General features: G+C 64.8%; 13 protein-coding genes and 1 tRNA gene. 6 read left to right on the forward strand and 8 right to left on the reverse strand.

What is annotated here, in order from left to right:
* The coding region (locus tag ACODTA_RS25985) for an integrase core domain-containing protein (RefSeq protein ID WP_489070053.1) at positions 1-331 on the forward strand (331 nt) is incomplete at its 5' end.
* 36 nt (positions 332-367) lie between these two features.
* On the opposite strand, the gene ACODTA_RS25990 is transcribed toward ACODTA_RS25985, so the two are convergent.
* The 4 genes from ACODTA_RS25990 to ACODTA_RS26005 form a co-directional block, all read right to left on the reverse strand.
* Positions 368-640 carry an SDR family NAD(P)-dependent oxidoreductase gene (locus tag ACODTA_RS25990; protein ID WP_489070190.1) on the reverse strand — a complete coding sequence of 91 codons (273 nt, stop codon included), beginning with the start codon at positions 638-640 and terminating at the stop codon, positions 368-370.
* Between the two features lie 127 nt (positions 641-767).
* Positions 768-1175, reverse strand: coding sequence for a nuclear transport factor 2 family protein (locus ACODTA_RS25995; RefSeq protein ID WP_489070054.1), 408 nt, complete (start codon positions 1173-1175; stop codon positions 768-770).
* Positions 1176-1299: 124 nt separating this feature from the next.
* Positions 1300-2088 carry an SDR family oxidoreductase gene (locus ACODTA_RS26000; protein WP_489070056.1) on the reverse strand — a complete coding sequence of 263 codons (789 nt, stop codon included), beginning with the start codon at positions 2086-2088 and terminating at the stop codon, positions 1300-1302.
* A complete protein-coding gene (locus ACODTA_RS26005; protein ID WP_489070058.1) occupies positions 2085-2414 on the reverse strand; it encodes a nuclear transport factor 2 family protein in 330 nt (109 codons plus the stop codon). The genes ACODTA_RS26000 and ACODTA_RS26005 overlap by 4 nt, the downstream gene beginning before the upstream one ends.
* A gap of 96 nt (positions 2415-2510) precedes the next feature.
* On the opposite strand from ACODTA_RS26005, the gene ACODTA_RS26010 reads away from it, so the two are divergent.
* Positions 2511-3422, forward strand: coding sequence for a LysR family transcriptional regulator (locus tag ACODTA_RS26010; protein WP_489070060.1), 912 nt, complete (start codon positions 2511-2513; stop codon positions 3420-3422).
* A gap of 242 nt (positions 3423-3664) precedes the next feature.
* Here the strand turns inward: ACODTA_RS26010 and ACODTA_RS26015 are convergent, their stop codons facing one another.
* The 4 genes from ACODTA_RS26015 to ACODTA_RS26030 all read right to left on the reverse strand — a co-directional run bounded on the left by ACODTA_RS26015 (position 3665) and on the right by ACODTA_RS26030 (position 8079).
* Entirely contained in the window at positions 3665-5014 is a 1350-nt protein-coding gene (locus ACODTA_RS26015; RefSeq protein ID WP_489070062.1) for a tyrosine-type recombinase/integrase, read from the reverse strand.
* 167 nt (positions 5015-5181) lie between these two features.
* Positions 5182-5272: transfer RNA gene (locus ACODTA_RS26020), tRNA-Ser, on the reverse strand.
* Between the two features lie 67 nt (positions 5273-5339).
* A complete protein-coding gene (locus tag ACODTA_RS26025) occupies positions 5340-6680 on the reverse strand; it encodes a sensor histidine kinase (protein WP_489070064.1) in 1341 nt (446 codons plus the stop codon).
* Positions 6670-8079: a sigma-54-dependent transcriptional regulator gene (locus tag ACODTA_RS26030; RefSeq protein WP_489070066.1), complete on the reverse strand. Its 1410-nt coding sequence runs from the start codon at positions 8077-8079 to the stop codon at positions 6670-6672. Before ACODTA_RS26030 ends, ACODTA_RS26025 begins: the two co-directional genes overlap by 11 nt.
* Before the next feature lie 169 nt (positions 8080-8248).
* Here ACODTA_RS26030 and ACODTA_RS26035 point away from each other — a divergent pair, with 169 nt between their 5' ends.
* The 4 genes from ACODTA_RS26035 (at position 8249) to ACODTA_RS26050 (ending at position 13159) form a co-directional block, all read left to right on the forward strand.
* A complete protein-coding gene (locus ACODTA_RS26035) occupies positions 8249-8449 on the forward strand; it encodes a hypothetical protein (RefSeq protein ID WP_489070068.1) in 201 nt (66 codons plus the stop codon).
* A gap of 43 nt (positions 8450-8492) precedes the next feature.
* Positions 8493-9809, forward strand: coding sequence for an efflux RND transporter periplasmic adaptor subunit (locus ACODTA_RS26040; protein WP_489070070.1), 1317 nt, complete (start codon positions 8493-8495; stop codon positions 9807-9809).
* A 20-nt stretch (positions 9810-9829) separates the two neighbouring features.
* Positions 9830-10522: an ABC transporter ATP-binding protein gene (locus ACODTA_RS26045; RefSeq protein ID WP_281423015.1), complete on the forward strand. Its 693-nt coding sequence runs from the start codon at positions 9830-9832 to the stop codon at positions 10520-10522.
* Between the two features lie 135 nt (positions 10523-10657).
* A complete protein-coding gene (locus ACODTA_RS26050) occupies positions 10658-13159 on the forward strand; it encodes an ABC transporter permease (RefSeq protein ID WP_489070072.1) in 2502 nt (833 codons plus the stop codon).
* The last annotated feature ends 3 nt before the right edge of the window (positions 13160-13162 follow it).

The following is a 13162-nucleotide window of genomic DNA, read 5'->3' on the forward strand; positions in this document are numbered from 1 at the left end:
CGGCCTGATCCACCACAGCGACCGTGGCAGCCAATACGTCTCGATCAAGTATACCGAGCGCCTTGCCGAAGCTGGGATCGAGCCATCGGTGGGCAGCGTAGGCGACAGCTACGACAACGCTTTGGCCGAGACGATAAACGGCCTTTACAAGGCCGAGCTGATCCACCGGCGAGGTCCGTGGCGATCCTTCGAGGCCGTTGAATACGCCACGCTCGAATGGGTGGACTGGTTCAACAACCGCCGGCTCCTCGCGCCCATTGGCAATATACCGCCTGCTGAAGCGGAGGCGCGCTATTACGCCATGCTGGACGATATCCCGATCGCCGCATAATTTAAGCCGAATGGCCTCCGGCAATCCCGGGGCGGTTCAATCGTCGATGTCCATCTCGACGAGGTTGTTCATCCGGATGATGCCGGCATTGTTGACGAGGATGTCGAGGCCGCCGAGTTCTGCCGATGCCTCGTCGACCGAACGACGGATCGCCGCGACATCCGCGCTGTCGGCCTGAATAGCGACGGCGAAGCGACCAAGCGCCTTGATTTCGGACGCCACCGCGCGCGCGTGATCGGCCGACTTCTCATACGTGATCGCGATCTCGGCACCCTCGGCCGCAAGCGTCCTGGCGATCGCAGCGCCGATACCCGGCTGCCGCCGGTCACGAGCGCCTTTTTCCCTGCAAGGTTCATCGAACCCTCCTTCTCATGTCGAGCGCATAGGGTCACGCTGGCCGACGGCTGCTGATCATCTTTGCACTGGCAATTGCGGCCTAGTCGGCCTGTTGCGAACGCCAGATTTCCAGCGTGTCGATCACTTGGTGAAAGCCAACGATCTTGCCGTCGGCGACACGGACGACATGCATGTATTGCGCATCGAATGGTTTTCCGGTGGAGGCCATGACGCCTTTTGATCGGCCCACGGCAACCACCACATCGCCGGCGTCGATCAGCTCGGTAGGTCCGGCCACATAATCCTGAAACTCTTTGGCGATGCGACCAAAAACGCCGTCCACGACCGCCGAAGGGGACAAATAAGGGTTGCGATCGCCCAGCAGAAAATTCTCGGATTCCCGCCAGTCCAGATCATCGCTCAAGGTGGCTACGACGGCTTCAATGTTACCTTCCACGAAACTGTCGTAGAACTTTTTGACGACGGCAATGCCAGCTTGTTCAGTCATGATGCACTCCATGAACAAATGGTTCGTATCAGGATGTTGGATTGTTGCTCTGAGGCCGAATGACCTGCTTGAGTAGCTGATCTTCAGGAGCCGCGGACCTGCCACGACGGCCCACCCGCCGGCATCAGACGGTGCGGATCGTCCCGCCGTCGATGACGAACTCAGCGCCGTGAATGGCGGCCGCCCGGTCGGCGGACAGATAAGCAATAAGGTCGGCGACCTCTTCCGGTTCGGCTCCGCGGCCGATTGAGATCCCGCCGAGAGCATCGAGCACGGACTGACGCGCGTCCTCGATCGTGCCGCCATTGGCTGCTTGAAGCATGCCGAGAAAATCTCTCGTGGCTTCCGTCATGATCCACCCAGGCGAGACAGCGTTGACCCGCACGCCCTTTGGCCCGAGCTCCTTCGAGATCGACTTGCTGTACGTCCGGAGCGCAGCCTTGGCGGCGGCATAGCCGGTCGTGGACGCCGGAAGGGGCAGGACGGACTGAATCGAGGTGACGTGGACCACGACGCCGTTGCCTCTGTCGAGCATCTGCGGGATCAGCAGGCGGTCGAGCCTTACGGTCGCCAGCAGGTTGAGGTTCAACTCTGCAAGCCAGTGCTCGTCCGTCAGTGCGACAAAGCCTCCGGCGGGCGACGCCGAACCCCCGACGACATGGGCCAGGATATCGATCCCGCCCAGCCGCTCGATCGCCGCGTTGGCAAGCGCCTCGCCGCCCTCGGACGTGGTCAGGTCTGCCTCGACATATTCGACGCCCTCGATCGCATCCTTGATAGCCCTTGCGGCCGTAATGACCCGCGCGCCGCCGGCCAGGAAGCGCTCGACCGTCGCACGGCCCAGTCCCTTGGTGCCACCACTCACGAGCACGCGCTTGCCGGCGAACTCGGTGGGATCAGCCTTGACGCTCATAGCGTGATCTCCAGCGTCTCGATGGCGTCGTTTGCCAACGCGAAGCGATAGGTGAAGCGGAGCGGGCTGCCCGGAAAATCACCGTGAGCAGGGCCTTCGACCACGACATCGCCGTCCTCTTCCCGCATGGTGTCGGGCGCGAAGATCGCCTTTACCGGGATCACTTCGTTTTCGAGCAGATGGCGGATCGCCGTCTGCCCCTCGAACCGCTTGCCGTTATCGACGATGACGGCGTCGCGCAGAAAAGGCTTCATCATACCGTCGACATCGAGGCGGGCATTTGCCTCGACATAGTCGGCAATGGGTCGGGGTAGATCGCTAATCATGGTCATCTCCTCAGCGGCGATGACGCAGATTTAGCGATGGACATTACGCCTGATAATCGAGACAAATCGCCATAGCGTGTCACGGAAAACGGGATAATGAATCGCCATTCGCTGATCGAGCTGGAGGCGGTGCTCGCCATCGTGCGGTGCGGTTCGTTCCGCGCGGCGGCGCTCGACCTTGGTCTATCGACAACCGCCATCAGCAACGCGGTGGGCAAGCTCGAACGCGAGCTGGCGGTGCGGCTGTTCAATCGCACCACGCGTAGCGTCTCACTCACGCACGCCGGGCGGATTTTTGTCGCTCAGATCAAGCCAGCGCTCGAGGACATCCAAAAGGCGATGAACACCGCGCGCGCGCAGCAGGAGGTGCCATCGGGCGCGTTACGCATCAACGCCTTCGCGACGGCGGCGCGCGAGATCATGGCGCCCCTCGTGCTGGCCTATCTGCAGCGCTATCCGCAGGTACATATTGACCTCGTCACCGAGGGGCGGCTGGTCGACGTCGTGGCGGCAGGGTTCGATCTTGGGGTGCGCAGCGCGGACTTTGTGCCAAGCGATGCGATCGCCATCCCGCTCGGCCAGGTGCGGCGCATGGCGGTCGCGGCGTCACCCGCCTTTTTCGAAGGCCGGGCGATCCCCCGGGTGCCGCAGGAACTGCTCGGTCACCCCTGTCTGCGGATCCGGCTCCCCAATGGCGCCTTGTTCCGATGGCGCTTCGAGAAGGACGGCGAGGAACTGCAGATCGACGTCGAGGGGCCGATCACCCTCGACGAGGCCTCGCTCTCGCGGATCGCAGCAACGAATGGCGTCGGGATCGGCTATTTCATGGAAGCTGACGTTCGCGAGGACATCGCGGCGGGTAAACTCGTCCGCATCCTCGAGGACTGGACGCCGCCGCTCGCTCCGCTGTGCCTTTATTATTCCAACCGGCGCAATTCCTCGGCGGCCTTCCAAGCCTTTATCGCACTCGCGCGCGACTTTGCCGCGGGACGGCTAGCGCAGACCTGACCGCGGTCGCGTGGATCGCCGTCCACCCAGCCGATGAGGCCCGCCCCAATAGGAGAGGACGGCGCATCGCTACATGACGGCACGTCGCCCTCTCGCATGGAAGATGAGGCAGCGCCGCCCACCTACCGCGCTCATGGGCAAGCGATATCACCTCGCGCCGATAGGAGCGGCGCGAGGTGATTACGGATCCCGCTCAGAAAGGGCAGCGTCAGCTTAGGCACGTCTTTTGCGGACGGCCCCGATCATGCCGCGTGGCCGAAGCGCCGTCGCTCTGGAAATCGAAAATCGTCGCCGACAGAAAAGGGAAGATGGCGCTTCCAGCGCGGCCCGGTCTCCTTGGCGGGACGGTCCACGAGGACGAAAGGCTCGGGCAAACCGTCGCAAAGCATGTCAGCCCAAGCCTGAGCGAGTTCCCGACGCCGTGGCATATATGCAGCCCGGTTGTAGGCTCCTTCGACCTTTTCCTTCGGCACGTGCGCCAGCATGAGGTCGATCACCTTGCGATCATGCTCCTTGCCATGTCGCTCCGTCCACTCGTTCATGATCGTCGAGAACGCCGCGCGGAACCCGTGGGGCACATGGTGTCCGTGGTAGCCGGCGCGATTGAGCAGATAGCCGATCGCGTTTTCGCTCATCCGCCGGTGCGTGTGCCGCATGCTGGGAAAGACCAGCGGACAGGCTCCCGTCAGCGGCCAGATGGCCTTGAGCACCGCGATCGCCTGCGGCGTCAAGGGAACGACATGATCGCCGTTGATCTCATCCTTGCGCTCGAGGTCGCCTTTCATTCGTGCTGCCGGGATGCGCCACAAGGGTTCGCGACCATTCAGATCCTCGAACTCGTCCCAGAAGGCGCCGCGCAGCTCGCTCGGTCGGACCGCGGTCAATGCCAGAAACCGTAGCGCGAGGCGCGTGATCGGCCGGGCATGGTCTTCCTCGGCGCGACTGATCATTACGCGCAGCGCGGCGAGATCGGTGATCGCGGGCTGGCGCCCTTTGCGCAGCGGCTTCAAGACCGCACCGAGCTTCTCCGCTGGATCGGACTGGGTGATGCCTTGGGCGATCGCGTAGACGAACGTGCCCGAGATTCGCTGGCGCACGCGCTTTGCCGTCTCGATCGCGCCTCGGCTCTCGATCTCGCGAAGCACGGCGAGCACCAGCGGGGGCGTGAGATCGGCGATCGGAAGCGCCCCGATCGTTGGGAACACGTCGCGCTCCAAGCTGCGGATCACGTCGTTGGCATGGACCGTCGCCCATTTGCACTTGGCGTTCTCATGCCACTCGCGGGCGACCCTCTCGAAGGTCTGCCGGCTCGCTTCGAGATTCTCCTCGATCTTGAGCTTCTTCGCCACGCCGGGATCTCGGCCTTCATCGAGCAGCATGCTCGCCTCGTCACGCTTTATGCGGGCATCGGCGAGGCTCACCTTCGGGTAGGGGCCGAAGGCCATCGTCTTCTGCTTGCCGTCGAAGGCGTAGTTCCATTCCCAGAGCTTGGAACCATTGGGCTTCACCAGGAGGTAGAGCCGGTGGCTATCTGTCACCTTGTAAGCCGAGGGCCGCGACTTCGCCGCCCGGATCTTCGTTTCGTTCAACATCGTTCACCTCGGGACCACGTTTTTCCGGTGCCGGGACCACGTTTTGATCCACGCGACTCGTCGGAGGCGTGTGGACGGCTGTGGATGACCTGACCCGCTAAGCGTCTGGTTTCAGAGGAAAAACATCAATCCTGGTGGACTTCTGCGGACCCTTCCGGAGGGGGGTCTGGCGGAGCGGGAGGGATTCGAACCCTCGATACGCTTTTGACGTATACTCACTTTCCAGGCGAGCGCCTTCGACCACTCGGCCACCGCTCCGCATAGCTTGGAAGGCGGCTCCCTATCGCGGCAGCGGCGGCGGTGCAAGCGCTTCCGCTGCGGGGCGTTACAGGACCAGGCGGAACAGCGCGCCGCCGGCGGGCGAGCGGTCGACCTCGATCGATCCGTCATGCGCCAGCAGCACCTGCCTTGCGAAGCTGAGGCCGATGCCGCTGCCCGTCTTCTTGGTGGTGAAGAAGGGCAGGAAGATGTCGTGGCGCAGCGCCTCCGGCACGCCGGCGCCATTGTCGCCCACCTCGATCCGCGTGCGGCCGGAGCGCATCGCCTCGATCGACAGCGAGACTTCGGGCGTGTCGCCGTTCATCGTCGCCGCGTCGGCGGCATTGCGCAGCAGGTTGATCACCACCTGCGCGATCAGGTCCGGATCGGCGTCGATCAGATGGTCGGGCGGGTTGATCAGTATCCTCAGCAGCACATCGGCCCAATGGCCATCGGCCTCGAACAGCCGGCCAAGCTCGGCGGCGAAGGGCTCGGCGGCGAAGAGGCGGCGGTTGATCTGGGGCGGGCGGGTGATCGTGCGATATGTCTCGACGAAATGCATCACGCCGTCGGCGCGGCGCGACAAGGTCTCGATCGCGCTGCGTGCATCGGCGACGGCGGGATCGTCACCGCGATCGGCCTCGGCGATCAGGTGCGCGGCGGTACGTGCGAGCGACGTCACCGGCGTCATCGAATTCATGATCTCGTGCGTCAGCACGCGGATCAGGTCGCTCTGCGCCGCGACCTCGACGGCGTTGAGCGCGTCCTGGATCGGTTGCACCGCGATCACCCGCACGGCGCCGCCCAGCCGCGCGAGCGACGCCGCCCGCACCGTCGCGCGCTGCGGCCCGATATCGAGCGAGAGGATCAGCAACTGGTGGCGGCCGGGCGGCAGGCCGGCGATCGCCTGCACCAGGCTGGCGCCATAGACCTCGAAATCGGCGACACGGACGCCGCCGTGGCGGTTGAACAGCCGGCGGGCCGCCTTGTTGGCGCATTCGGCGCGTCCCTCCGCATCGACGGTGACGAGCGCGACGGGCACGTCGTCGACCAGGGCGGAGAAGAAGCGGGTTTCCTCGGCGATGCGTTCGCGCTCCTCGCGCAGCGTACGGATGCCGCCATCGAGCGCTTCGCCCAATATGTCGAAGCCGCTGCCCGCGCCGGGGCGGGCGAAGCGCGCCTGCAGATCGCCGAAGCGTACCGCGTCGACGAAGCGTGCGACTTCCAGATTGGTGCGGCGGACATAGCGCCACAGCGCGATGCCGGTGCCCAGCGCCAGCAGGGCGGCGACGATCCGCGCCGCTGCGAGCCCGGGCGTCAGCCATGCCCAGGCGAACAGCGCGAGCGCGGCGAGCGCGAGGGCGAGCCGCAGCGCCAGCCCGATCGCGAAGCGCCGGTCAAAGCCCATGTTTTTCCATCCGCCGGTAGAGCGAGGCGCGGGTCAGACCGAGTTCGGCCGCCGCGTTGGAGATATTGTAGCCGTGCTTCTTCAGCGCCGCTTCCACCAGGCGGCGCTCGACACGTTCGAGGTTGAGATCGTCGTGGCCGGCATCCGGCTCGACGACGGCTGCGCGCTCGACACGCAACGGCGCGGGTTCCGGACGGCGGATCGAGAAGTCCTCGATCGCCAAGGGCGCGTCGCCCGCCAGGATCACCGCGCGTTCGACGGCATGGCGCAGCGCGCGGACATTGCCTGGCCAGTCATAGGTGGTCAGCGCGGCCAGCACGTCGTCCGGAACGGGACGCAGCGGCTTGCCATATTTGCGGGCGTAGAAACCCAGATAATGGTCGAGCAGCATCGGCACGTCCTCACGGCGTTCGCGCAGGGGCGGCAGCACGATCTCGACGGTGTTGAGCCGGAACAGCAGGTCCTGGCGGAAGCGCCGCTCGTCGCCAAGCTGGTCCGCCGAAAGGTTGGTGGCGGCGATCACGCGGATATCGACGGGCACCGGTTTGTTGGCGCCGACCGGCGTCACCTTGCGCTGCTCCAGCGCGGTGAGCAGCTTGGGCTGTAGGTGGAGCGGCAGATTGCCGATCTCGTCGAGGAAAAGCGTGCCGCCGTCCGCCGCCTGGAGCCGGCCGATCCGGTCGGCGCGCGCATCGGTGAAGGCGCCACGAACATGGCCGAACAGCTCGGAATCGATCACCGTTTCCGCCACCGCGCCCAGATCGACCGACAGCATCACCCGTTCGGCGCGACGCGAGCGGCGATGGAGTTCGCGTGCGACGAGTTCCTTGCCCGTGCCGTTCTCGCCCAGGATCAACACATTCGCATCGGTGGGCCCGGCGCGGTCGATCAACTGCTGGACGCGCGCCATCGCGGGCGAGGTGCCGAGGAGCGGCGTCTCCCCGCCCGGCGTGGCGGCCGCGATCGCCACCACCTTGTCCTTCTCCACCGCCACCCGGCGTGATTGGCGAAGCGCGGCCGCGGTCCGCACGGTGGCGAGCAGCCGCTCGTTCGACCATGGCTTGGTCGCGAAATCGGTGGCGCCACGCTTCATCGCCTCAATGGCGATCTGGACGCCGCCATGCGCGGTGATCATCACCACCACCGCGTCGGGATCGCGCGCCAGGAAATGGCCCAGCCATTCGAAGCCTTCGGCGGCATTGGTGGCGCCGCGCGCGAAATTGGCGTCGAGCAGGATCGCGTCGGGCGCGCGCGCGGCGGTGCGTTCGAAGGCGTCGCGCGGATCGGTGAAGGTCAGGACCTCGTCGAACAGCGCGCGCAGCAGCAGGCGTGCCGCGAGCAATATGTCTTCGTCGTCATCGATGACGACGCACAATTCGAATGGCTTTCCCTCCGGCATGCGTCCGTTCCCGTACAGCGAGTGTCCGAAATCGGGCAATCAATAATTGTGCCAGCCTGGACGGTATCGGCCCAACGCGCCGAAATGCGCCGTTTCCGGCATTTGGCACGCCCCCTGCAAAGACATGGGCAACAGGGCCGCGATCGGCGGCATGACGAGGAGAAAGACCATGTATACGCCCAGCTCCAACCGGTTCCCCAGTGCCGTCGCCGCCATCCTGGCCGCTGCCGTCATGACCTTCATGACCGTCGCGCCGGAGGCGGAAATCCGCGCTTCCACCAGCGATATCCGTGTCGCCGAGACCGAAGCGTCCCCGTCCGGCGTGTGCATCGAGCGCGCTTTCGTCGGCTGCGAACCCATTCGCGCCTAATGTCCGGAAACGGACACGAACTGTTCGGAATCGGACGCGGCCTATGAGCGTGATACGGATGACCAGCGATGCGAGCCGCACTGACCAGCCGACGAGCGGCGGCGCGATGGACCGCGTGATCGAGCGCCGCGCGATTCCGCTCAAGATGAAGCTGGCCGCGGCCGGCGTCGGCGTGGTGCTGTTGCTCGCGATCGCCTGGTATCTGATGCCGCGCGGCAGCAGCCAGACCGTCGCCGCCGATCGTGTCACCGTCTCCACCGTCACACGTGGCCGCTTCGAGGATTTCCTGCCGCTGCGCGCGCGCGTCACCCCGCTCGTCACCGTCTATCTCGATGCGATCGAGGGCGGTCGCGTGGAGGAGGTGCTCGTCGAGGACGGCGCGACTGTCCAGAAGGGGCAATTGCTCGCACGGCTCTCCAATGCCGAACTCCAGCTTTCGGTGCTCGCGCGCCAGACCGAAGTGACGCAGCAGCTCAATTCGATGCGCAGCCAGGAACTGGCGCTTTCGCAGAGCCGTATCCAGAACGAACGCAACCTGCTCGAAGCCGGACTGGCGGTGAAGAAGGCGCAGCGCCAGTTCGAGCGTGAGGAGCCGCTGGCGAAGCGTGGCTTCGTGCCGGGCAAGACCTTTGACGATACGCGCGACGATTTCAGCTATCAACGCGATCGGCATGCCGTGCTCGCGCGCGCGCAGGCGACCGACGAGCGTTTGCAGTCGAGCCAGCTTGCGCAGCTCCGCGCCTCAGCCGTCTCGCTCGAATCGAGCCTGGCGCTCGCGCGCGCCAATCTCGATGCGCTCAACCTGCGCGCGCCGGTGTCGGGCACGCTTTCGGCTTTCTCGATCCAGGTCGGCCAGTCGATGGGACGCGGCGAGCGGCTCGGCCAGATCGACAGCCCCGGCCGCAACAAGCTGATGGCCGGCGTCGACGAATTCTATCTCGCGCGCGTCCAGCCCGGCCAGACCGCGGTCGTCGACTGGAACGGCAAATCATACCGGATGCGCGTCACCAAGATCTATCCGACCGTGCGCAACGGCCAGTTCGAGCTGGACCTGCAGTTCCTGGGCGACGAGCCGCCGCAGATCCAGCGCGGCCAGACCTTGCAGGCGAAGCTGACACTGGGCGATCCGAGCACCGCGTCGCTGATCCCCAATGGCAGCTTCTACAACGAGACGGGCGGAAGCTGGGTGTTCGTGGTGACGCCCGATGGCAGCCAGGCGATCAAGCGTCAGGTCCGCCTGGGCCGCCGCAACGCCGATTTCATCGAAGTGCTCGACGGGCTGGAACCCGGCGAGAAGGTTCTGACCTCTCCCTATACCGGTTTCGCCGACAAGGATCGGCTCGACCTTGCCCGTAAATGACTAAAACGAAAGGCCAAGACATGACGCAACCGATGCTCAGCATGCGCGACCTCAGCCGGGTCTATCGCACCGACATGGTCGAGACGACGGCGCTCAACTCCGTCGATCTCGATATCCATCAGGGTGAGTTCGTCGCGGTGATGGGGCCTTCGGGCTGTGGCAAATCGACCTTGCTGAATGTGATCGGCATGCTCGACAGCCCGTCGAGCGGATCGTACCGCTTCGGCGATATCGAGGTGGCGGGGCTGCCCGAAAGCAAGCTGGCCGAAACGCGCAAGACGCATCTCGGCTTCATCTTCCAGAGCTTCAACCTGATCGACGAACTCAGCGTCGCCGAGAATGTCGAGCTGGCGCTGCTCTATCACGACATGCCGGCGGCGACGCGCAAGGCGAAGGTGGAAGCGGTGATGGACCGGGTCGGGATCGCGCACCGTGCGCGCCACCGGCCGAGCCAGCTTTCGGGCGGGCAGCAGCAGCGCGTCGCGGTCGCCCGCGCGCTCGTCGCCGAACCCAAGCTGATCCTGGCGGACGAGCCGACGGGCAACCTCGACACCCAGCATGGCGAGGAGGTGATGAAGATGCTCCAGACGCTCAACGCCGAGGGATCGACCATCGTCATGGTCACGCACTCGCCCTCGCATGCCGATTACGCCAGCCGCGTCGTCAACATGCTCGATGGCCGCATCCTCCAGGAACGGCGCCGCGCCGCCTGATCATGATGTCTGATATCCCTTCCGTTCGTGTCGAGCCTGTCGAGACACCGCCCTTCTTCTACGTCGACGCGGAAGAACAGGGCTTCGACAGGCTCAGCCCGAGCGGGTTCTGAAGAATCCGGGAGGAAACCTGCCATGTGGCGCAATTATCTGATCGTCGGGCTCAGGTCGCTCATGAAGAGCCGCACCTATGCCGCCATCAACATATTGGGGCTCGCCATCGGCATGGCGGCGTGCCTGATCATCCTGATCTTCGTGCGCAACGAGCTGACTTATGATCGCTGGATGCCGGAGGCCGACCGGACCTTCCAGCTCCAGACCTATTATACCGACCGCACGACCGGCGAAGAGCAGAACCTGCAAATGGCCGCCTATGTGACCAAGGCGGCGATGCTCAAGGATTTCCCGCAGATCGAGGGCAGCGTGCATCTGCTCTCGGCCGGCCCGGTGGTGATCCGCAACGGCCAGGCGACCGAGGTGGAGGCGATGAAGTTCGTCGACGGTCCCCTGTTCGACGTGCTCGATCTGCCGCTGGTGCAGGGCGATCCGAAGACCGCGTTGGCGCAGCCCGGCGGGATGGTGCTGACCGAAAGCGAGGCGAAGCGCCGTTTCGGCGACGAGAACCCGATGGGGCAGACGCTGACTCTGGTCTCGCGCGGCATATCGCAGGATTATCGCGTCACCGGCATCCTCAAGGATATTCCGAAGAACTCGCACCTCAAGCTCAACATGGTCGCGCGTTATGACATCAATGCCTATTGGGCTGAAAATCCGCAGTTCCTGAGCGAATATGGCTGGCAATCGGGCGCGCTCTATTTCCGCTTGAAGCCGGGCGCGAACGTGAACGACATCAACAGCCAGTTCCATGCCTGGGAGAAGCGCAACATTCCCGATCAGGTGTTCGGGGAGCGGCGCACCAACCAGGGCGACAATGCCGAGTTCGCGCTGGTCAATGTCCGCGACATCCACCTCGGCCGCGCGCAGGAAGGCGCGATGACGCCGGGCAATGATCGTCGTTCGATCATGACCTTCGCGGTGATCGCGCTGCTGATCCTGGGGATGGCCTGCGTCAACTTCGTCAATCTGGCGACGGCGCGGGCGAGCCAGCGCGCACGCGAAGTGGCGCTGCGCAAGGTGCTCGGCGCCAATCGCCGCCAGCTCGTGATCCAGTTCATCGGCGAATCGATCCTCGTTTCCGCGCTGGCGATGTTGCTTGCGCTGGCGATGACCGAACTGGTGCTGCCGCTGATCAGCCGTTTCCTCGATGCGGAGCTGTCACTCGTTTATATCGGAACCGGCGGCCTGTTGCTGCCGATCATCGCCCTGGTGTTGCTGGTCGGCGTCGCCGGCGGTGTCTATCCGGCCTTCTACCTGTCCCGCTTCCAGCCGGCTCGCGTGCTCAAGGCGAACAAGTCGGCGGCCGATGCGGAAGGGTCGGGCCGGCTGCGCAGTGCACTGGTGGTCGCGCAGTTCGCGGTCTCGATCGGGCTGATCATCTGCACGATCGTAGTCTATGCGCAGACGCTCTATGCGCGGAATTCCGATCCGGGCTATCGCCGCGACGGACTGATCCAGATCTCCGCCATCGGGCGCCGCCAGCTCGATCCGATCAAGGATACGCTGGTGCGCGAGATCGGAAAGGTCGATGGCGTCACGGCGGTGGGGCGCACGACCATCGGCATCAACACGCTGAACAACACGGTGACCGGCGTCCAGCTTCCCGGTCAGACGGAGCCGATCGGCCTGGGCTATTACAATGTCGATACCAGCTTCTTCGACACGATGGGCATCAAGCTGCTCGCCGGGCGCGGTTTCGATATCAACCGGCCGCTCGACGACAGCACGCGCCCCACGCCCGAGGATCCGGCGGCCGAGCATGCGTTCGTCGCGCGCGGCGCGAATACGGTGATCAATGCGACCGCGGTCAAAAGGCTGGGCTTCAAGTCGCCGCAGGATGCGATCGGCAAGCAGATCCGGGGATCGATCGCGCGCGACCAATATGGACTGGTGCCGATCACCATCATCGGTGTCGTCCAGGATTCGCGCTTCCGTTCGATCCGCGATCCGCTCGACGCGATCATGTTCTATTATGATCGCAACAATCACAACGAGATGCTGGTGCGCTACACCGGCGATCCGGCGGCGGCGATGGGCAAGATCGAGGCGGTGTGGAAGCGCCTGGCGCCGGATACACCCTTCACCGCCAAGTTCGCCGACGACATCGTCCGCGACCTCTACAAGGCGGAGGAGTCGCGTGCGCAGATCTTCGGGGCGTTCTCGCTGCTCGCGGTGGTCGTCGGCTGCCTGGGTCTGTTCGGCTTGGCCGCGTTCACGGCGCAGCGCCGGACCAAGGAGATCGGCATCCGCAAGGTGCTGGGCGCCAGCACGTCACGGATCGTACGGCTGCTCGTCTGGCAGTTCAGCCGGCCCGTGATCCTCGCCAACATCATCGCCTGGCCGATCGCCTGGTGGGTGATGCGCGATTGGCTCAACGGCTTCGACGCGCGCATCGCGCTGGGGCCGATACCCTTCCTGGTCGCGGGTGCGCTGGCGCTGCTGATCGCGATCGGGACGATCGGTGCGCACAGTTTCCGCGTCGCGCGCACCAACCCGATCCACGCGCTGCGCTACGAATAGGAG

This window comes from Sphingomonas sp. FG14, assembly GCF_057809675.1.

Coding starts and splice junctions, on each gene's coding strand:
- ACODTA_RS25995 (WP_489070054.1), bottom strand. CDS start 1,175: ATGACTGAACAAGCTGGCATTGCCGTCGTCAAAAAGTTCTACGACAGT.
- ACODTA_RS26000 (WP_489070056.1), bottom strand. CDS start 2,088: ATGAGCGTCAAGGCTGATCCCACCGAGTTCGCCGGCAAGCGCGTGCTC.
- ACODTA_RS26005 (WP_489070058.1), bottom strand. CDS start 2,414: ATGATTAGCGATCTACCCCGACCCATTGCCGACTATGTCGAGGCAAAT.
- ACODTA_RS26010 (WP_489070060.1), top strand. CDS start 2,511: ATGAATCGCCATTCGCTGATCGAGCTGGAGGCGGTGCTCGCCATCGTG.
- ACODTA_RS26015 (WP_489070062.1), bottom strand. CDS start 5,014: ATGTTGAACGAAACGAAGATCCGGGCGGCGAAGTCGCGGCCCTCGGCT.
- ACODTA_RS26025 (WP_489070064.1), bottom strand. CDS start 6,680: ATGGGCTTTGACCGGCGCTTCGCGATCGGGCTGGCGCTGCGGCTCGCC.
- ACODTA_RS26030 (WP_489070066.1), bottom strand. CDS start 8,079: ATGCCGGAGGGAAAGCCATTCGAATTGTGCGTCGTCATCGATGACGAC.
- ACODTA_RS26035 (WP_489070068.1), top strand. CDS start 8,249: ATGTATACGCCCAGCTCCAACCGGTTCCCCAGTGCCGTCGCCGCCATC.
- ACODTA_RS26040 (WP_489070070.1), top strand. CDS start 8,493: ATGAGCGTGATACGGATGACCAGCGATGCGAGCCGCACTGACCAGCCG.
- ACODTA_RS26045 (WP_281423015.1), top strand. CDS start 9,830: ATGACGCAACCGATGCTCAGCATGCGCGACCTCAGCCGGGTCTATCGC.
- ACODTA_RS26050 (WP_489070072.1), top strand. CDS start 10,658: ATGTGGCGCAATTATCTGATCGTCGGGCTCAGGTCGCTCATGAAGAGC.